This window comes from Aeromonas sp. R4-3 (genome assembly GCF_040908275.1).
Taxonomy (GTDB): domain Bacteria; phylum Pseudomonadota; class Gammaproteobacteria; order Enterobacterales; family Aeromonadaceae; genus Aeromonas; species Aeromonas rivipollensis.
This window is the reverse complement of the sequence record NZ_JBFODK010000037.1, coordinates 23,203-42,584: the sequence shown is the minus strand read 5'-3', so window position 1 is coordinate 42,584 and position 19,382 is coordinate 23,203. Positions and strand designations below refer to the sequence as shown.

Below are 19,382 nucleotides of genomic sequence, written 5' to 3'. Positions count from 1 at the left end.
GGCCGCCGGCGACAAGGAGCGAGGGAATGAAGACCACCTGTGCCTATTGTGGAGTGGGGTGTGGCATCCGGTTGAGCCGGGAGGGCGACAACTGGCAGTTGCAGGGGGATGAACAGCATCCGGCCAATGGCGGCGCCCTGTGCGTCAAGGGGGCCAGCCTGCTGGAGAGCCTGGCGTTCCCCGATCGCCTGCTCTACCCGCGCTGGATGGGGCAGCGCATCGGCTGGGATGAGGCGCTGGACACCCTGGCGCAGCGCCTTGCCGCCATCCTGGCCGAGTCCGGGCCCGAGGCCATCGGCATCTATCTGTCGGGCCAGCTCACCACTGAGGACTACTACGTCGCCAACAAGCTGATGAAGGGGTATCTGGGCAGTGCCAACGTGGACACCAACTCCCGGCTCTGCATGTCGTCGGCGGTGGTGGCCCACCAGCGCGCCTTCGGGGAGGATCTGGTGCCCGCCTGCTACGAGGATCTGGAGCTCGCGGATCTGGTGGTGCTCACCGGTGCCAACACCGCCTGGACCCATCCCGTGCTGTTTCGCCGCCTGCAGCAGGCGCGGGCACGGCGCCCCGAGCTCAAGCTGGTGGTGCTGGATCCCCGTCGTACCATGACGGCGGAGCAGGGGGATCTGCACCTGGCCCTCAAGCCCGGCAGCGACGTGGCGCTGTGGAACGGCCTGTGCCGCTACCTGCTCGACAGCGACGGCTGGGACAAGGCCTATGTGGCGCAACACGTGAGCGGCTTCGAGGCGCTGGCGGCGGCGCTGGACGATCCCGCCTGGCAACTGGACGAAGTGGCCCGCTGCTGCGGCCTCTCCCGTAGCGATCTGCTCGGCTTCTACCAGTTGTTTGCCCGCACTCCCAAGACGGTCACCCTGTTCTGCCAGGGGATCAACCAGTCCAACCAGGGGGTGGACAAGGCCAACGCCATCATCAACGCCCACCTGATGTGCGGCCGCATCGGCAAGCCGGGGGCGGCCCCCTTCTCCATGACGGGGCAACCGAACGCCATGGGGGGGCGCGAAGTGGGGGGGCTCGCGACCCAGCTCGCCGCCCACATGAGCTTTGGCGAGGAAGAGTGCGATCGGGTGCGGCGCTTCTGGCAGAGTCCGACCATGGTGCGCGGGCCCGGGCGCAAGGCAGTCGAGCTGTTCGAGGCGGTGCACCGTGGGGAGATCCGCGCCCTCTGGGTGCTCGGCACCAACCCGGCGGTCTCCCTGCCGGACGGCAACCGGGTGCGCGAAGCCCTGAGCCGCTGTGAGCTGCTGGTGGTCTCGGAGGTGACGGCCAACACCGACACGGCGCGCCTCGCCCATCTGCTGCTGCCCGCCGCCGCCTGGGGGGAGAAGAGCGGCACCGTCACCAACTCCGAGCGCACCATCAGTCGACAACGCGCCTTTCTGCCCCTGCCGGGGGAGGCCAGGCCAGACTGGTGGGCGCTGACCCAGCTCGCCCGCCGGCTCGGTTTTGGCGAGGGGTTCGCCTATGAGCACGAGCACGAGATCTTCTGCGAGCACGCCGCCCTCTCCGGCTTCGAGAACCAGGGGCGCCGCCAGTTTGACATCTCGGGGCTGGCGGGTCTGAGCCGCGCCGAGTTCGAGGCGCTGGAACCCTTGAGCTGGCCCGTCAACGCTGACTGGCCCCAGGGGAGGGCCCGATTGTTCGAGGATGGGCGCTTTGCCACCCCGGATGGCCGGGCCCGCCTGCTGCCCCTGGCCCAGCACTTCCCCCCCCAGCATGATGCCGCCCCCCGAGGGGAGGATCTCCCCCTGCTCCTCAACAGCGGCCGGCTGCGTGATCAGTGGCACACCATGACCCGCACCGGTCACGTGCCCAGGTTGCAGGAGGCCGAGCCCTGGCCCAGGGTGCGGGTGGGGGCCGCCAGCCTGCTGGCGCTCGGTGCCAGGGAGGGGGACTTGGTGCGCCTTCACAACGAGCTAGGGGAGGCCCTGCTGCTGGTGGGGCTGGACGAGGGGCTCAGGGAAGGGGAAGCCTTCCTGCCCATGCACTGGACCGACAGCCAGTGCAGCCAGGGGGCGGTCAACCGCCTCATCGCCGCCGTGGTGGATCCCCTCTCCGGCCAGCCCATGTTCAAGCAGGGGCGGGTGCAGGCCAGGGCGCAAGCCACCCGTTGGCAGGGGCTCTGGTGCGGCCGCCGGGACTGGCGCGAGCCGGTGGACTGGTGGGCCAGACGCCCTCTGCCCGAGGGCAACTGCACCCTGCTGGCCTCCTGGTCAGAGGCCCCCGAACTCCTGTGGCAGCGGCTGGCAACCCAGGGGCGCTGGCTGCGGCTCCCCCTGAAGGAGGGCTGGCTCGCCCTGGCCCTGGCCGGGGAACGCATCGAGGGCCTGTTGCTGGTGGGGGAGCGGCGACCGGACATCAAGGTCGATCTGCTGGCCAGCCTGCTCGGCACGCCGCTGCAGACGGGGGCCCTGAGCCAGACCCTGGGCCAGGCCCTGGCCGGTGAGAGCCGACTGGTCTGCTCCTGCCTGCGGGTGTCGGAGCAGCGCATCGTCGATGCCATCACCCGGCAGGGGGTGAGCGAGCTGGCGGGGCTGCAGGCCCTGCTCGGCTGCGGCAGCAACTGTGGCACCTGCCTGCCAGAGATCGACAAGTTGTTGATCAAGCATGTCTATATCGCCCAGGCCTGAGGCCTGGGCAGCAACACAAGGAGTGTGCGATGAGCCAAATCAGTCTGGTAGGAGCGGGCCCCGGGCCCCTCGAATTGTTGACCCTGCGCGCCCTGCACCGCATCGAGGCGGCAGAAGTGGTGGTCTATGACCGCCTGGTGGGGAGCGAGATCCTGGCCCGGATCCCCCAGGGGGCGGCCCGCTTCGACGTGGGCAAGCGCTGCGGCGAGCCGAGCCCGACCCAGGAGGAGATCAATGCCCTGCTGCTGGCGCTGGCCCGCACCGGCAAGCGGGTGGTGCGGCTCAAGGGGGGGGATCCCCTGGTGTTCGGCCGGGGCGGGGAGGAGGCGCTGCACCTGGCCCGCCACGGCATCGAGGCCGAGCTGGTGCCTGGTATCACGGCGGCCCTGGGCTGCGCCGCCAGCACTCTTATTCCCTTGACCCACAGAGGGCTGGCCCGCTCCCTGACCCTGGTGACGGGTCATTTGATGGACGAGGGGGACTATCGGGGCTGGCAGGGGTTGACCCGGGCCGGCCATACCCTGGTGTTCTACATGGGGCTGGAGCGGGCGGCCCAGATCCGGCAGGGGTTGCTGGCGGCGGGGGCCTCGGGCGATCTGCCGGTGGCGCTGGTGGTGGCCGGGTGCAGTGCGCGCCAGCAGGTCCATCACGCCCGGCTGGAGGGACTGGAGCAGGCCGCCCGTGCCCTGCTCGGCCAGAGCCCCGTGCTGATGATCATGGGGGAGGTGGTGAACCTTGGCGCCGAGCTGCAGGCCCTGCTGAACCAGACCATGGAGCGGGTAGCCTGAGCCGGGTTTCCCCCTCTACCCCTACTACCTCCTGATGGATAAAAAGGAGGTAGATTCAAATAGTTGGCCTTCATGTTGCGGCATTGGCAGCAGACACGTTGCGATAGCCGTTGGCAAGGAGCGCCATGACTACTCTTCCCCGGGGCCAGGATGGCCCCTCCTCCCGCCTGCTGATCCACGCCGATGATCCGGGCCAGGCCAATCGCCTGGCCCTGCTGGTCAGCCACTACGGTCATCAGCCCAGGATCCTCGACACCCGCCAGTTGCTGACCCCGATGGAGCAGGGGGAGGCCCTGCTGGTCAGCTGCCGCCAGTTCGGCGCCGAGGTGCGCCTCGGCCTCTCCCTCTGGCCCGACATGCCGCGCCTCTTGTTCTGCGAGCGGCTCGGGGGCGATACCCAGCTCGCCCTGCTGCAGCAGGGGGTGTTGCTGGTGCCCCACCCCTGCGGCGAGCGGGAGCCGGTGGAGCAGTGGTTGCGGCTCGCCCGCAGCCAGCTCGCCATGGTGCAGACCCTGATGCAGACCGAGAGCGAGCTGCGCCAGAAGCTGGTGGAGCGGCGGCTCATCGAGCAGGCCAAGGGGCGCCTGATGCGTCATCAGGGGCTGGATGAGGAGCAGGCCTATCGCCTGATGCGCAGCACCGCCATGAGCCGCCACCTGAGCCTGGGGGAGCTGGCGCGGCAACTGCTGCAGGCATTGCCCGCCTGAGCGCCCCGCTGGCAAACCGTTTTGGTGCAATTGCGCCTAATTGAGGCAAACAGGGGGGAAAAGGAGGGAAGAAAAAGCCGGGAAAGGCCGTCCGATGCGGCTTGGCCAATCTGGCACGAAAAGTGAATTACCCAACATACAAGGAGTGATGGCGCCCAGGGCCCGTCACTCGCAACAGGGCAAAGAGGCCTCACCGATCCCGGATCGGTGGGGCTTTTTTTTGGTCGCCATCCTGCAACGAGGCAGGAGGGTGACAGCCCGGAACAAGGAACCGAGCGAGGGACTGGAATGAAAAGACGACAAGGATGTGCGGGGATGCTGCTGGCGGTGCTGTCGCTGCCGGTGCTGGCCGTGGTGGGTGCCCCCGAGCAGGAGGAGCTCAGACTCGGCTTCATCAAGCTGACCGACATGGCGCCGCTGGCGGTGGCCTACGAGCGGGGCTATTTCGAGGACGAGGGGCTCTACGTGACCCTGGAGGCCCAGGCGAACTGGAAGATCCTGCTGGATCGGGTGATCGACGGCGAGCTGGATGGCGCCCAGATGCTGGCGGGCCAACCCCTGGCCGCCCACATCGGCATCGGCACCCAGGCCGAGCTGGTGACGGCGTTCGCCATGGATCTCAACGGTAACGCCATCACGGTGGCCAACAGCGTCTGGGCGGCCATGGCCACCCAACTGCCCAAGCCGGTCGCAGGAGAGGTGCCACCGCCGGTGAGCGCCGCCGCCCTCAAGCCCGTGGTGGCGGAGTACCGCCAGGGGGGCAAGCCCTTCAACATGGGGATGGTGTTCCCCGTCTCCCCCCACAACTACGAGCTGAGGTACTGGCTGGCGGCGGGCGGCCTGCATCCCGGCTTCTACGCACCCAAGCTCGGCGACAACTCGGGCCAGCGCCAGGCGGACGTGCTGCTGTCGGTGACGCCGCCGCCACAGATGCCCGCCACCCTGGAGGCGGGCACCATCGCCGGCTACAGCGTGGGGGAGCCCTGGAACCAGCAGGCGGTCGCGAAGGGTATAGGGGTGCCCGTCATCACGGATCAGGAGATCTGGCGCAACAACCCGGAGAAGGTGTTCGGCGTCACCCGGCAATGGGCAGAGCGCCACCCCAACACCCATGTCCGGCTGGTGAAGGCGCTGCTGCGGGCGGCCTGGTGGCTGGATGCCGAACACAACGGCAACCGGCGCGAGGCGGCCAGGATGCTGGCCAAACCCGAGTACGTGGGTGCCGACGAGCAGGTGATCGCCAGCTCCATGACCGGCACCTTCGAGTATGCCAAGGGGGACAAGCGGCAGCTGCCTGACTTCAACGTCTTCTTCCGCCACCACGCCACCTATCCCTACTACTCCGACGCCATCTGGTATCTGACCCAGATGCGGCGCTGGGGCCAGATCCCCGAGGCCAGGCCGGACGCCTGGTTCGAGCAGGTGGCCAAGGCGGTGTATCAACCCGAGGTCTATCGCCAGGCCGCCGAGGCGCTGATCGCCGAGGGCAAGCTCAAGGCGCAAGACTTCCCCGACTTTGCCAGCGAGCAGGGTTATCGCGGCCCCCAGGATGGCTTCATCGACGGCCTCATCTATGACGGCCGCCACCCCAACGCCTATCTGCAGCAGTTCGCCATCGGCCTCAAGGGCGATGAGCGGGTGCAATGAGCGAGGAGAACGCAATGAAACGACACAAGTGGCCATTCATCAATTGGAAAGCCATCAATTTGAAAACCCTGGTGCAGCCCCTGCTCGGCGTGCTGCTGTTCCTCGGCCTCTGGCAGTGGGGGGCGAGTCAGGTGCAGACCAGCCTGGGCACCCTGCCGGGGCCGCTCGCCACCGCCAGCCAGTTCTGGTCCCTCGGCCAGGATCACCTGGCGGAGCGGGAGAAGGCGAGCGCCTTCCTCGAGCGCCAGCAGGTTCGCAACGCCGAGCGGCTGGCGGCGGATCCGGCGGCCGAGGTGAAGCTGCGCCCCTACACCGGGCGCCCCACCTTCTTCGATCAGATAGCCACCAGCCTGTTCACCGTGCTGTGCGGATTCGGGCTCGCGACCCTGATCGCCATCCCGTGCGGGGTGCTGCTTGGCATGAACCAGGGGCTCTATCGCGCCGCCAACCCGGTGATCCAGCTGCTCAAGCCGGTCTCCCCCCTGGCCTGGCTGCCGCTCATCACGCTGGTGGTGAGTGCCCTCTACGCAAACCCGAGTCCCTGGCTCGCCAAGTCCTTCCTCACCTCGGCGCTGACGGTGACCCTCTGCTCCCTCTGGCCGACCCTGATCAACACCGCAGTCGGGGTGGCGGGGTTGGACAGCGACCTGCACAACGTCAGCCGGGTGCTGCGCCTCTCCTTTGTGACCCACGTGCGCCGTATCGTGCTGCCCGGCGCCCTGCCCATGATCTTCACCGGGCTGCGGCTCTCCCTGGGGGTGGCCTGGATGGTGCTGATCGCGGCCGAGATGCTGGCACAGAACCCGGGGCTCGGCAAGTTCGTGTGGGACGAGTTCCAGAGCGGTGGCTCGGCCTCCCTGGCCCGCATCATGGTGGCGGTGATCACCATAGGCCTCATCGGCTGCGCCCTGGACAGGGGCATGCTGGCCCTGCAGCAGTGGTTGTCCTGGGACAAGCGCCAGGTGCTGCGTTAATCACATTTCTATTCAGGCAGGAGAAGAGCCAATGAAGAGTTATCTGGAGATAAGCGACGTCGGCATCTCGTTCGAGACGGAGCAGGGCAGCTTCGAGGCCCTCAGCCGGGTCAACCTGCGCATCGAGAAGGGGGAGTTCGTCTCCCTCATCGGTCACTCGGGTTGCGGCAAGAGCACGGTGCTCAACCTGGTGGCCGGGCTGCTGGAGCCGACCCTGGGCGGCATCATCCTCGATGGCCGCGAGGTGGCGGGGCCGGGGCCCGAGCGGGCCATGGTGTTCCAGAACCACGCCCTGCTGCCCTGGCTCAGCGTCCAGCAGAACGTGGCGCTGGCGGTGGGCCAGGTGGAGCCTGACAAGCGGGCGGTGGCGGAGCGGGTGGACTACTACCTCTCCCTGGTGCAGATGGATCACGCCAGCCGGAAGATGCCCCACGAGCTGTCGGGGGGCATGAAACAGCGGGTCGGCATCGCGCGGGCCCTGTCGCTCTCCCCCAAGGTACTGCTGATGGACGAGCCGTTCGGTGCCCTCGACGCCCTGACCCGGGCCCATTTGCAGGATGCGTTGATGGCGATCCAGGCGGAGCTTGGCAACACCGTCATCATGATCACCCACGACGTGGACGAGGCGGTGCTGCTCTCCGATCGCATCGTCATGATGACCAACGGCCCCAGTGCCACCGTCGGGGAGATCCTGACCGTGGATCTGCCGAGGCCCAGAGACAGGGTCGCCCTGGCGGATGACCCCCACTATCACAAGCTGCGCCAGCAGGTGCTGCGCTTCCTCTACGAGAAGCAGCGCAAGGTGACCCCCCTCAAGGCAGCCGGGCAAGTGCGCAGCAAGCTGCGCGCCTGAGCCCACCGGATTCAAGGAAGAGAGATATGACTGACAAAGAGCAACAGTGGGTGATCGGCGACGGCGTGGACCTGATCGATCGCCAGAGCGCCGGATCCGCCGAAAAGCAACGCCTGCTGGTGGTGGGCAACGGCATGGTGGGTCACCACTTCGTCGAACAGCTGGTGGCGGCCGGTGGTCTCGACCGGTTCGAGGTGACGGTGTTCGGGGCCGAGCCGGACTCCGCCTACGACAGGGTGCACCTCTCCGAGGTATTCGGCGGCAAGGCTCCGGAGGCGCTGCGCATGGCGGATCCTGCCTGGTATGAAGAGAGCGGCATTGCGCTGCGGCTGGGGGCCGAGGTGGAGGTGCTCGACCGGGCCGCCCGCACCCTGACGCTCGCCAACGGCGAGCAGTTCCCTTACGACCGTCTGGTGCTGGCGACCGGCTCTGTGCCCTTCGTGCCCCCCATCCCCGGCCATCAGCGGGAGGGCTGCTTCGTCTACCGCACCCTGGGGGATCTCGCCGCCATCCGCGATGCCTGCGCCCAGGCCCGCAGCGGCGTGGTCATCGGCGGCGGCCTGCTGGGGCTGGAGGCGGCCAACGCCCTGCGCCTGCTCGGGCTCAAGACCCAGGTGGTGGAGTTTGCCCCCAGGCTGATGCCGGTGCAGCTCGACGAGAGCGGCGGCGCCGTGCTGCGAGACAAGATTCAGGCGCTCGGGGTCGAGGTGCTGGTGGAGAAGGCCACCGAGTGCATCGAGCAGGGGGAGCAGGCTCGCCACCGCCTGCGCTTCAAGGACGGCTCTCATCTTGAGACCGATGTCCTGCTGTTCTCGGCAGGCATCCGCCCCGCCGACGCCCTGGCCCGCCAATCCGGGCTGAACGTCGGGGAGCGCGGCGGCATCTGCATCGACGACGGCTGCCACAGCTCGGATCCCGCCATCCTCGCCATCGGCGAGTGTGCGCTCTGGCAGGGGCGCATCTTCGGCCTGGTGGCACCCGGCTACCAGATGGCGCGGGCCGCCGTGGCCAGCCTGTGCGGTGGCGAGACCCGCTTCGTCGGGGCCGACATGTCCACCAAGCTCAAGCTGATGGGGGTGGACGTGGGCTCCATCGGCGACGCCCACGCCAGCACTGCCGGGGCCCAGGAGCTGCTGCTGCTGGACAGGGTCAACGGCATCTACAAGAAGCTGGTGACAGACGGCGAGGGCAATCGCCTGCTCGGCGCCATCCTGGTGGGGGACGGAGCCGATTATGAGCGGTTGCTGCAGTACTACCAGAACGGGGTGGCGCTGCCCCAGCCGCCGCTCTCCCTGCTGGTGGGAGAGGCGGGCACGGCCCCCGCACCCCTGGTGCTGCCGGACAGCGCCATCCTCTGCTCCTGCCACAACGTGAGCAAGGGGGACGTGGTGGCCGCCGTTCGGGCGGGCAATCACGAGCTGTCGGCGGTGAAGAGCTGCACCAAGGCAGGCACCGGCTGCGGCGGCTGCAGCAACCTGCTCAAGCAGGTGGTGGATCAAACCCTGGCGGATCTTGGGGTCGAGGCGGACAAGGGGTTGTGCGAGCACTTCGCCTACGGGCGCCAGGAGCTCTATCACCTGGCCCGTGTCGGCGAGCTGAAGAGCTTCGAGGCGCTGCGAGACAAGCATGGCCAGGGTCTGGGCTGTGACATCTGCCGGCCGACGGTCGCCTCCATTCTGGCGTCGCTCTGGAACGAGCACGTGCTGGAGAAGCCCCACCGCGCCCTGCAGGATACCAACGACGCCTTCCTCGCCAACCTGCAAAAGGACGGCACCTACTCTGTGGTGCCGCGCATCCCCGGTGGGGAGATCACCCCGGAGGGCCTCATCACCATCGGGGAGGTGGCGCGCAAGTACGGCCTCTACACCAAGATCACCGGCGGTCAGCGCATCGATCTGTTCGGCGCCAGGGTCGATCAGCTGCCCGCCATCTGGGGCGAGCTGGTGGCGGCGGGCTTCGAGACAGGTCAGGCCTACGGCAAGTCGGTGCGCACCGTGAAGTCTTGCGTGGGTTCGACCTGGTGCCGCTACGGGGTGCAGGACTCCATGACCCTGACCCAGACCCTGGAGAACCGCTACAAGGGACTGCGAGCTCCCCACAAGCTGAAGTTTGCGGTCTCAGGCTGTACCCGGGAGTGTGCCGAGGCTCAGAGCAAGGACATCGGCGTCATCGCCACCGAGCGGGGTTGGAACCTCTATGTGTGCGGCAACGGCGGCATGCGGCCGCGCCACGCCGACCTGTTCGCCACCGATCTGGACGAGCAGACCCTGATACGCTACATCGACCGGCTGCTGATGTTCTATGTACGCACCGGGGACAGGCTGCAGCGCACCTCGGTCTGGATGGAGAACATGGAAGGGGGGCTCGACTACCTCAAGTCGGTGATCATCGAAGACAGGCTCGGCATCGGGGACGAGCTGGAGGCCATGATGGGGGAGATAGTCGGCAGCTGGCAGTGCGAATGGAAGAGTACCCTGGCGGACCCGGACAAGCTGAAGCTGTTCGAGGCCTTCGTCAACCGGATCGAAGACGAGACACCGCCGCGCCGTGAGGAGCGGGGTCAGTGGGTGCCGGATATCTCTATCAAGGAGGTGGTATGAGCGGGGCCAGCGGGTTGCACGCCCGCCATCAGCATCAAGGAGGTGATATGAAGGATTTCAAGGAGGGCACAGTGCACCCTGAGCATGGGCAGTGGCATCGGGTATGCGAGCTGGCGGCGCTGCCGGAGCAAGCCGGGCGCAGCGCCTGGCTGGAGGGGCGGGTGCTGGCGTTGTTTCGCCTTGGGGAACGGGTCTATGCCCTGGACGGGGTGGATCCCCAGGCCGGGGTGGCGGTGCTCGGGCGCGGCCTGGTGGGGGATGCCGGGGGCGAACCCGTGGTCGCCTCACCGCTCTACAAGCAGCGCTACGCCCTGATGGACGGCCGCTGCCTGGATGATCCGGCCCTGAGTGTCGCCTGCTGGCCGGTGCGACTGGAAGGCGGCGCTGTCTGGGTGCAACTGGGCTGATGGGGCTGTGTAGATTGTCATCAAGGATCACCGGGCTTGCCCGGTGATTTTTTGTGCGCAAGTCGACAATTTTTGCACGAGACGATGGCGGGTAAACGTTTTTCGGAAATAATGGACAAACGTTTGTAACTGGATGTTTGTCTATGACGGAACGTGAGCAAGAGATCCTCGCCCTGCTGCGCCAGGATCCCATGATTGCCCAGCAGGAGCTGGCGGACAGGCTTGGCATCAGCCGCTCGGCGCTGGCGAGCCATATCTCCAGCCTGATGCGCCAGGGCTATGTGCAAGGCCGCGGCTATGTGCTGCGTGAAGGCCCCTACGCCGTGGTGATCGGCGGCGCCAACATGGATATCTGTGGCTGCAGCCACGACAACCTGCGCATCGGGGATTCCAACCCGGGCCGGGTGCGCACCTCCGCCGGCGGGGTGGGGCGCAACATCGCCGAGAACCTGGCGCGCCTCGGCACCGACACCCGGCTGCTGACCGCCGTGGGCAATGATCAGTACGGCCATCACCTGCTGGAGGTGAGCCAGCGCGCCGGCGTCGACGTGCGCCAGGTGCTGGTACTGGAGGGTCAGTCGACCTCCTGCTATCTCAGCCTGCACGATGGCAGCGGCGAGATGAGCTGCGCCGTCAACGACATGGGGATCATCGACCAGCTGACCCCAGCCCGGCTCGCCCCCTTGAGCGGTTTTCTCGGCGCGGCCAGGCTCTGGGTGCTCGACACCAACCTCGCCACCCACACCCTGGACTGGCTGTTCGAGCGCCAGGGGGAGCACATCATCTTCGTGGACACCGTGTCGGTGGCCAAGGTGGAGAAGATCCGCCCCTGGCTGCACCGCATCCACACCCTCAAACCCAATCGCACCGAGGCGGAGCAGCTGTGCGGCTTCACCATCGGGGGGCCCGACACCTGGCCCATGGCGGCGGCCTGGTTCCACCGCGCCGGGGTGCAGCGGCTGTTCCTGAGCCTCGGCGATCAGGGGATTTTCTACAGCGACGGGGAGTGCCAGGGCCATCTGCCCGTGCTCGGCAGCCCTGTCGTCAACGTGACCGGCGGCGGCGATGCCTTCATGGCAGGGCTGGCCCATGCCTGGTTGCAGGAGCAGGGCATCATGGAGACGACCCGTTTCGCCCTTGGCTGCGCCGCCCTCACCGTCAATTGTTCCGATACCGTCTTTTCCGGCCTATCCAAGGCCGCCGTTGAACGCATGCTGGAGGAGTACCCATGTTGAACGCTTATCTCGATATCCAACCAGAAGTCGCTGCTGCCCTGGCCGCCGGCAAACCCGTCGTTGCCCTGGAGTCCACCATCATCTCCCACGGCATGCCCTATCCGCAGAACGTGGAGACGGCGCGCCAGGTGGAGCAGGTGGTGCGCGACAACGGCGCCGTGCCGGCCACCATCGCCATTCTGGATGGCCGCCTCAAGGTGGGTCTGGATGCGGGGGCGCTGGAGGCGCTGGGCAAGGCCGGTCACGCCGCCACCAAGTGCAGCCGCCGCGACATCCCCTTCGTGCTGGCGAACAAGGGGCTGGGGGCAACCACGGTCGCCTCCACCATGATCATCGCCGCCATGGCAGGGATCCGGGTGTTCGCCACCGGCGGCATCGGCGGCGTGCACCGCGGCGCCCAGGAGACCTTCGACATCTCGGCGGATCTGCAGGAGTTCGCCCAGACCCCGGTGGCCGTGGTCTGCGCCGGTGCCAAGTCCATACTCGACATCGGCCTGACCCTGGAGTACCTGGAGACCCAGGGGGTGCCCGTCATCGGCTACCAGACCGATGAGCTGCCAGCCTTCTACACCCGCGAGAGTGGCTTCAAGGTGGATTACCGCCTCGACACCCCGGCGGCCATTGCCGAGGCGCTGCGCCTCAAGTGGGAGCTGGGGCTGGCCGGTGGCGCCGTGGTCACCAACCCGATCCCGACCCAGTTTGCCATGCCCAAGGCCGACATAGATGCGGCCATTGCCCAGGCGCTGCAGGAAGCGGACGAGCAGGACGTCAAGGGCAAGGCATCCACCCCCTTCCTGCTGGCGCGGGTGTGCGAGCTGACCGGCGGCAACTCCCTGGCGGCCAACATCCAGCTGGTACTCAACAACGCCGCCCTGGGGGCAAAGATTGCCGCCAGCCTGTAAACATCTTTGTGATAGATGCAAAAGAGGGCCAATAGGCCCTCTTTTTATTGCGAAAATCGCTTACATAAAACCCTATTGCAGCACCTGGCGTCCGTTGAGAGGCTGGACGGGTCTGTTGTTGGGGTGGTGCATCACCGCCTTGAAGGCGTCGATCTGGGCCTGACTCACCTGCACCGGCTGCTTCATCACCAGCCAGCGCACTCCTTCCGAGCAGGGCGGTGTGGTCAGCGAGCCGCTGAAGCGGTAGTAGTCGCGCTGGGTGGGCAGCAGTTGCTCTGCCGAGAGCGGCACCTCGAGGGCGCGAGTTTCCCCGGCCTTGGCTGGCAGCGCCTGCCAGGCCTGGCTCAGGGCCGGGTTGGCGCGGCCCGCCTCGAACATCACCGCTACCACCGCCAGCTCCCCCTTGTCGTTGGCGTGCACCAGGTGCCCCTCCAGGGGGTAGGACCTGCCCTCGATGAGGTTTTCGCTGGGGGCGTGGAAGTGGAACTGCCTGAGTTCGAACGCCATACCGTCGAGTTGCAAGGTGCTGCCGGGGGCATAGTTGACCTGTACCGTGTGGCCATTGTTGACCAGCGTCTTGCCGCCTGGCAGGTAGTGGAACTGCAGCGGCGCCAGCTCGGCCTCCACCAGAGCCGTGAGGTTGACCGGCGACTGGTTGCTGCCGGCGCACTGGCCAAACTCCGGGGTCAGCCTTGCCCATTTCGCCGGGCCGGCCTCACCACTGTATTCCCAGTGCACAGTAGCGGCGAAGGCCGTGGGGCAGAGCAGCAGGGCGCCGGCCAGCAGGGACTTTCTCATCATATATCCTTATCTTGATTGAAAAGCACAACCATTCGCCTCCTTGATTTAGTGAAGGAATAACAAATGGCATCGTCTGAAATAAGGGGAACAGCGGTTCAGACCGGCTTCTTTATTATTGGTGGCGACAACGGCTCATATTTATGATGCATATTAAATGGATCTAATTAACGGGCGGTCGCCACTGCATATTGAATAATCGCTTTATTCAATGACAGCAATCTAATTAATAGGCTGTCGTTGCTGATGAATTAGCTCATAATTCACGCATCGAAATTCAGCTTGTTTTTACCTCGCAAGTCCCCGCCGTTACTCCGCCTGAAATAAATCAATGCATTGTTTTTATTGTGGTTTTTTGTAACCTATATTGATCTTGGGCAAATAAAAGAGAACCTTTCCCGGGCAGGCTGAGGCTGCGATTGTTCGCAGACTCAAGGGAGAGAAAAAAGATGAATAAATATTGTCTGCTGCTGGCACTGGCCTTGCCCGGGATGGGGTGGGCGAGTGAGCCGATACAAGCGGTCGAGGCCGCCAAGGTGAAAGACCCGGCGAAAGTCGAGCTGGGCAAGATGCTGTTCTTCGAGCCCAGACTGTCAAAATCCAATGCCATCTCCTGCAACTCCTGCCACAACCTGGCAACCGGCGGGGTGGATAATCAGGTTAGCTCCCTCGGCCACAAGTGGAAGGAGGGGCCGATCAACTCCCCGACCGTGCTCAACTCCAGCCTCAACTTCGTGCAGTTCTGGGATGGTCGCGCCAAGGATCTGAAGGAGCAGGCGGCCGGGCCCATCGAGAACCCGCTTGAGATGGCCTTCACCCACAAGCTGGCGGTGGGCACCCTGCATACCCTGCCCGAGTACCGCGCCCGCTTCGATGCTGTCTATGGCAAGGCGGACTTCGGCATAGATGAAGTCACCGATGCCATCGCCGCCTTCGAGGAGACCCTGATCACCCCCAATGCCCCCTTCGATCGCTGGCTGAAGGGGGACGGCAAGGCGCTGACGGCGCAGCAACTGAAGGGCTATCAGCTGTTCAAGGAGAAGGGCTGCACCGCCTGCCACAACGGGGTCGCCATAGGTGGCAACACCTTCCAGAAGATGGGGCTGGTCAAGCACTACCAGACCGACAACCCGGCCCAGGGGCGCGGCGCCGTGACCGGCGAGCCGCAGCTCATCGGCTGGTTCAAGGTGCCCACCCTGCGCAACATAGAACTGACCTACCCCTACTTCCACGACGGTGCCGTCTGGGATCTCAAGGAGGCGGTGCAGATCATGGCGGACATCCAGCTCGGCCAGCGCCTGAGCGAGCAGGAGGCCGACGACATGACCGCCTACCTCGAGAGCCTGACCGGGGAGCAGCCGCAGATAGTGCTGCCCATACTGCCGCCGTCCCGGCCCGATACCCCCAGGCCTGAGGTGAAGAGCTGAGCGGAATGAGGAGAGTGGCGGAGCCGGTGGCTCCGCTTTTTGTCTGCCTATCTATCTGATAACCAAGTCAAAGTGTCGTTCCTGTCACAGCGAGAACGGGATGGCAATCCCCCAGCTGGCGACAGGGATTTCACCGATCTGCCGCCCCCCTCACATTTCCGCACTGCTCGCTATTTGTGCGATTGCCTTGCTCATCCGACCTGGTGTCAAATCACTCCGCCTAACACAAGGAGTGGCATAATAATGAATAATATCAATAAATTAGTTCTGGCTATCGGATTTACTCTCACCACTTTTCCGACCCTGGCGGTGGGCTTCCAGTGCAAGGATCACGTCACCCTGGGGGTGCCAGGTCAATCCAGTCAGCTGCTGTGCCGGGAGGGCTATGCCGCCGGTTACAACTACGACACCAAGGTCTCTGACTGGGTCTCTTACCGGATGACGGCGGCCAGCGCCCAGGGGCAGGTGCCGCGCAAGGATGCCTTCGCCGAAGACAAGGAGGTGCCGGTGCAGTACCGCGCCACCCTGGCGGACTACAAGGGCTCGGGCTTTGATCGCGGCCATCAGGCGCCCGCGGCGGACATGCGTACCAGCGCCACCACCATGAAGCAGAGCTTCCTGCTGACCAACATGACGCCGCAGTTGCCGGCCCTCAATCAGGGGGCCTGGCGTATTCTGGAGGAGAAGACCCGGCAGTGGGCCATCGCCTATGAGAATGTCCAGGTGATCACGGGCCCCATCTTCACCAACTCCGATGGCGCCATCGGCAATGGCGTGACTGTGCCCCATGCCTATTACAGGGTGGTGATGGACGTGGCCAACCAGGAAGCCATCGCCTTCATCCTGCCCCAGGAGAATGTGTCGGCCAGCCGGCTTGCGGACTACATAGTGACTGTGGATGCGGTGGAGGAGCAGACCGGGCTCGATTTCTTCGCCGCGCTGCCGGATGAGGCGGAAGAGGCCATGGAATCCCAGCTGATGACCATGTGGGGCAACTAGTCTCCCCAGAGGTGATGACGGGGGCCTGAGTCCCTGTCATCACAGGTCCCGGGTGTGAGGTGCCATCATCGGAATGAGCCTCGCCTGGCTATTTCCTTGCCCCCTGGTACAGCTCCAGTACAGCTTGGGTTTGGCTACGGGCCCTTATCATGCCCCCTTTTTTCAGGAGGCATAATGTCAGCTCTGTTTTCTCTTCATCTCTCATCCCCCTTCACTCGCGCCTTGCGCATCCTGGTGCCGATGGCGCTGCTCGGCGGGGTTGTGGCCCCGGCCATGGCCGATGATGAATTTCGGCTGGGCAAGACCATGCTGCTGGGGGTGGGCGACCATGCTGCCATCATTCCCGTCATCATCTGTCGTCCGGCCAAGTCCATCATGGTCAAGGCGGGGCGGGAGCTGACCCTCGACAGGGTCAAGGTGATCTACGGCAATGACCGCAGCAAGACACTGCATTTTGACAAGAACCTGAAAGAGGATCAGGAGTCCGGCTGGAAGTCCCTCGGCAGCCGGGTCTGCATCAAGCGGATCGAGGTTTATGGCAATTCGGAAGGGAGCAAGGCGGGGGTCAAGGTGTACGGCCGTAAATAAGAGAGGAGCGGGGGCTTAACATCCCCCGTCCATTTAGCTATTTCTTGGGGCGGAATGGCTTGATGACGGCGTCGTCGCACTCGAGATAGGGCCCGTCCATCAGATCGATGCAGTAGGGAATGGCAGGGAAGACCGCATCCAGGCACTCGCGGATGGACTTGGGCTTGCCCGGCAGGTTGACGATGAGGGAGCTGCCGCGCAGGCCGGCGGTCTGGCGTGACAAAATGGCGGTGGGCACGAACTTGAGTGACTCGGCCCGCATCAGCTCGCCAAAGCCCGGCATCATGCGATCGCACACGGCTTCGGTGGCTTCCGGCGTCACATCCCGCTTGGCCGGCCCTGTGCCGCCCGTGGTGACGATGAGGCAGCATGACTCCACATCCGCCAGCCGAACCAGGGTCGCCTCAATCTGATCCTGCTCATCCGGGATCACCTGATAGACGGGTTCCCACTCCGAGGTCAGATAAGCGTCAAGGGTGTCGATGATGGCCTTGCCGGAGAGATCTTCATAGATGCCCGCGCTGGCGCGATCGCTGACGGTGACTATACCGATTCTTGCCTTGCTCATGCTCAACCCTTGGTCATTGGAAAAAGTGGTAAATAAAATAACATAATCAGTGAGATATGTTAAACCATCGGCTTGGGTGCGACATGGCAAGGTCTAAATTGAGAGTCGAACGAAAAGCAGATCTATTCGCTATCGATGAATAGGGAATAAGAAGAGCCATAAAAGCCTTTAAAATTTATAAAAAAAGTGACGCATGGGGCATCACTATAATTTCATGAATCCTAAAGAATTAATCTTTCCTCTCGCCCAATATCCGCCCACTGGATGAAAAAGCGGACTCCTGTGACTCGGAGCCGGCAGACCCAAAATCCCCACCATCTTATATAACCTTCCTATGGACAGCGAAATGATGTGCCGGGCGTGGTCGCACTTGGATGTGGGAGGAGTCTGGCCAGGAGGGGATATGGAGCTGCCAGATTTTGATACGCTCAAACACTGGGCCCTGGCCGAGCCGGAGCGGCTCGATGCCTTGCTGCACCAGCAGATAGAGGCCCTGATAGCGCAGGTGGGGCCGGATCGGCAGCGGCGGTTGCGGGGCCTGCAGTTTCGCATCGATTGCCAGCGCCGTCTGGCCAGGAACAATCTCGACAGCTGCATCCGGATTGCCAACATGATGCACGACTCCGTGTATGCCATGCGCCGCCACATCATTCAGCTGCAGGAGGAGTCTCTGGTGCAAGCCGAAGAGAGGCTGCCGCCAGACAATGTGATAGTGCTGGCGGATCATCCGAGGAATAAATAATTTATTGGTCGCCACCCTGCTCCGTTATTTTCAATATTTTCTTCAGCGAAAACCACTCAATGTTAATAAACAGGGTGGTTTGTTTTTTATTTGCTGCAAATTCACATTGCACACTCATTTAATAACATGGCGGCCCGCTAAATCCGCAGATATGGATGAAGGAATATAACGCTTGAGGTAATATCTCGGCACATTTCATCTTGCTACGACTCTAAGGGATTATGAGAAGTATCACACCAAGAAGGGTGCTGTCGCGGGAGCAACAGACAGAGATCACCCGGATCATCGTCAAGGTGGGTCAGTTGCTGGCCCAGCATGGTGCCGAGGGGCGCATCATAGAGCAGACCACGGTCCGGCTCGGGTTGGCGCTGGGGCTGGAGAGTGTCGAGATGGCCATCTCCGCCAGCGCCATAGTGCTCACCAGCCTCTATCAGGGGAGTTGCGTCACCACCACCCGCCGGGTGCGGGATCAGGGGATCAACATGCAGGTGGTGTGCGAGGTCCAGCGCATCTGCATCCTGGCGGAGAAGGAGCTGATCGGTGTGCGGGAGGTGCGCCAGCGGCTCGACGGCATAGTGCCGTTCCATTATCACCCCTGGCTAGTAGTGCCCATGGTGGGGCTCTCCTGCGGCGCCTTCAGTCTGCTGTTCGGCGGCGACTGGCCCATCTTCCTGGTGACCTTCATCGCCGCTGCGGTGGCGATGCGAGTGCGCCAGCTGATGGCTCGCCATCACCACAGTCCGCTCATCAACTTCGCCGCGACCGGCTTCGTCGCCACCCTGATCGCCTCCTGCGCCACCTACTTCCAGTGGGGAGACCAACCCTATCTCGCCATGGCGGCCAGCGTCTTGCTGCTGGTGCCGGGTTTTCCGCTCATCAATGCGGTCTCCGACATGGTGAAGGGCTACTTCAACCTGGGGCTGGCCCGCTGGGGCATGGCGACCCTGCTCACCATCAGCGCGGCGATAGGCATTATTCTCGCCATGTCGGTCACCGGGATCTGGGGGTGGAGGGTATGATGGATTTGATCTGGCTGCTGGCCAAGGATGCCTTCTGGTCGGCCATTCCGGCAGTGGGCTTTGCCATGCTGTTCAACGTGCCGCCGAGGATGTTGAAGTATTGTGCCATGGGCGGCGCCCTGGCCCACAGCCTGCGCACCCTGCTCATCCACTATGGCATGCCTATCGAGTGGGCCACCCTGGCGGCGGCGACCACTGTCGGTTTTGTCTGCGTCTACTGGTCGCGCCGGTTGCTGGCGCCGCGTCCGGTGTTCAGCGTCGCCTCCATCATCCCCATGATCCCCGGCAGCTATGCCTTCAAGGCGATGATAGCCATAGTGGAGCTCAACATCTCCGGGGTGACCATGGAGCTTATCCAGAGCGCGGTGGAGAACGGTTTGAAGGCTATCTTTATAGTAGGCGCATTGAGCTTCGGGCTGGCGATACCCTCCCTGGTCGTGTACCGTAATCGGCCCATAATATGAATGGTTGTGTGAG

General features: G+C 64.4%; 18 protein-coding genes. 16 read left to right on the top strand and 2 right to left on the bottom strand.

Annotated features, from left to right (window positions below):
• Window positions 1–26 precede the first annotated feature (26 nt).
• The 10 genes from AB5Y91_RS13055 to AB5Y91_RS13010 all read left to right on the top strand — a co-directional run bounded on the left by AB5Y91_RS13055 (window position 27) and on the right by AB5Y91_RS13010 (window position 12,764).
• Window positions 27–2,651 carry a molybdopterin-dependent oxidoreductase gene (locus AB5Y91_RS13055; RefSeq protein ID WP_368169971.1) on the top strand — a complete coding sequence of 875 codons (2,625 nt, stop codon included), beginning with the start codon at window positions 27–29 and terminating at the stop codon, window positions 2,649–2,651.
• A 29-nt stretch (window positions 2,652–2,680) separates the two neighbouring features.
• Window positions 2,681–3,439: a uroporphyrinogen-III C-methyltransferase gene (cobA, locus tag AB5Y91_RS13050; protein ID WP_081934461.1), complete on the top strand. Its 759-nt coding sequence runs from the start codon at window positions 2,681–2,683 to the stop codon at window positions 3,437–3,439.
• A 125-nt stretch (window positions 3,440–3,564) separates the two neighbouring features.
• Window positions 3,565–4,146 (top strand): ANTAR domain-containing response regulator, encoded by a 582-nt coding sequence (locus tag AB5Y91_RS13045; RefSeq protein WP_226171693.1) that lies wholly within the window; start codon window positions 3,565–3,567, stop codon window positions 4,144–4,146.
• Window positions 4,147–4,434: 288 nt separating this feature from the next.
• Window positions 4,435–5,793 carry a CmpA/NrtA family ABC transporter substrate-binding protein gene (locus tag AB5Y91_RS13040; RefSeq protein WP_368169970.1) on the top strand — a complete coding sequence of 453 codons (1,359 nt, stop codon included), beginning with the start codon at window positions 4,435–4,437 and terminating at the stop codon, window positions 5,791–5,793.
• 14 nt (window positions 5,794–5,807) lie between these two features.
• Window positions 5,808–6,767 (top strand): ABC transporter permease, encoded by a 960-nt coding sequence (locus AB5Y91_RS13035; protein ID WP_368169969.1) that lies wholly within the window; start codon window positions 5,808–5,810, stop codon window positions 6,765–6,767.
• A gap of 31 nt (window positions 6,768–6,798) precedes the next feature.
• Window positions 6,799–7,620, top strand: coding sequence for an ABC transporter ATP-binding protein (locus AB5Y91_RS13030; protein ID WP_043129991.1), 822 nt, complete (start codon window positions 6,799–6,801; stop codon window positions 7,618–7,620).
• A gap of 26 nt (window positions 7,621–7,646) precedes the next feature.
• The gene (gene nirB, locus AB5Y91_RS13025) at window positions 7,647–10,220 is read left to right on the top strand and encodes a nitrite reductase large subunit NirB (RefSeq protein ID WP_368169968.1); all 2,574 of its coding nucleotides are present in this window, start codon (window positions 7,647–7,649) and stop codon (window positions 10,218–10,220) included.
• Between the two features lie 47 nt (window positions 10,221–10,267).
• Window positions 10,268–10,627 (top strand): nitrite reductase small subunit NirD, encoded by a 360-nt coding sequence (gene nirD, locus AB5Y91_RS13020; protein ID WP_171275575.1) that lies wholly within the window; start codon window positions 10,268–10,270, stop codon window positions 10,625–10,627.
• A 143-nt stretch (window positions 10,628–10,770) separates the two neighbouring features.
• Complete coding sequence (locus tag AB5Y91_RS13015; RefSeq protein ID WP_368169967.1) at window positions 10,771–11,862, top strand: PfkB family carbohydrate kinase; 1,092 nt, start codon at window positions 10,771–10,773, stop codon at window positions 11,860–11,862.
• Complete coding sequence (locus AB5Y91_RS13010; protein ID WP_368169966.1) at window positions 11,856–12,764, top strand: pseudouridine-5'-phosphate glycosidase; 909 nt, start codon at window positions 11,856–11,858, stop codon at window positions 12,762–12,764. Before AB5Y91_RS13015 ends, AB5Y91_RS13010 begins: the two co-directional genes overlap by 7 nt.
• Before the next feature lie 72 nt (window positions 12,765–12,836).
• Here AB5Y91_RS13010 and AB5Y91_RS13005 read toward each other — a convergent pair whose 3' ends face one another.
• Window positions 12,837–13,562 (bottom strand): carbonic anhydrase, encoded by a 726-nt coding sequence (locus AB5Y91_RS13005; RefSeq protein ID WP_368169965.1) that lies wholly within the window; start codon window positions 13,560–13,562, stop codon window positions 12,837–12,839.
• Between the two features lie 449 nt (window positions 13,563–14,011).
• Here AB5Y91_RS13005 and AB5Y91_RS13000 point away from each other — a divergent pair, with 449 nt between their 5' ends.
• The 3 genes from AB5Y91_RS13000 (at window position 14,012) to AB5Y91_RS12990 (ending at window position 16,576) form a co-directional block, all read left to right on the top strand.
• Window positions 14,012–14,989, top strand: coding sequence for a cytochrome-c peroxidase (locus tag AB5Y91_RS13000; protein ID WP_163137387.1), 978 nt, complete (start codon window positions 14,012–14,014; stop codon window positions 14,987–14,989).
• 243 nt (window positions 14,990–15,232) lie between these two features.
• Complete coding sequence (locus AB5Y91_RS12995) at window positions 15,233–15,988, top strand: DNA/RNA non-specific endonuclease (protein ID WP_368169964.1); 756 nt, start codon at window positions 15,233–15,235, stop codon at window positions 15,986–15,988.
• Between the two features lie 240 nt (window positions 15,989–16,228).
• On the top strand, window positions 16,229–16,576 hold the full coding sequence (locus AB5Y91_RS12990) for a DUF2541 domain-containing protein (RefSeq protein WP_368169974.1): 348 nt from the start codon (window positions 16,229–16,231) through the stop codon (window positions 16,574–16,576).
• A gap of 37 nt (window positions 16,577–16,613) precedes the next feature.
• Here AB5Y91_RS12990 and mog read toward each other — a convergent pair whose 3' ends face one another.
• Window positions 16,614–17,144, bottom strand: a complete 531-nt coding sequence (gene mog, locus AB5Y91_RS12985; protein ID WP_368169963.1) for a molybdopterin adenylyltransferase — start codon at window positions 17,142–17,144, stop codon at window positions 16,614–16,616.
• 403 nt (window positions 17,145–17,547) lie between these two features.
• On the opposite strand from mog, the gene AB5Y91_RS12980 reads away from it, so the two are divergent.
• The 3 genes from AB5Y91_RS12980 (at window position 17,548) to AB5Y91_RS12970 (ending at window position 19,369) form a co-directional block, all read left to right on the top strand.
• Window positions 17,548–17,886, top strand: coding sequence for a DUF3135 domain-containing protein (locus tag AB5Y91_RS12980; RefSeq protein ID WP_171275580.1), 339 nt, complete (start codon window positions 17,548–17,550; stop codon window positions 17,884–17,886).
• 221 nt (window positions 17,887–18,107) lie between these two features.
• Window positions 18,108–18,905, top strand: coding sequence for a threonine/serine exporter family protein (locus AB5Y91_RS12975; protein ID WP_262108469.1), 798 nt, complete (start codon window positions 18,108–18,110; stop codon window positions 18,903–18,905).
• Window positions 18,902–19,369, top strand: coding sequence for a threonine/serine exporter family protein (locus AB5Y91_RS12970; RefSeq protein WP_041205157.1), 468 nt, complete (start codon window positions 18,902–18,904; stop codon window positions 19,367–19,369). Before AB5Y91_RS12975 ends, AB5Y91_RS12970 begins: the two co-directional genes overlap by 4 nt.
• Window positions 19,370–19,382 lie beyond the last annotated feature (13 nt).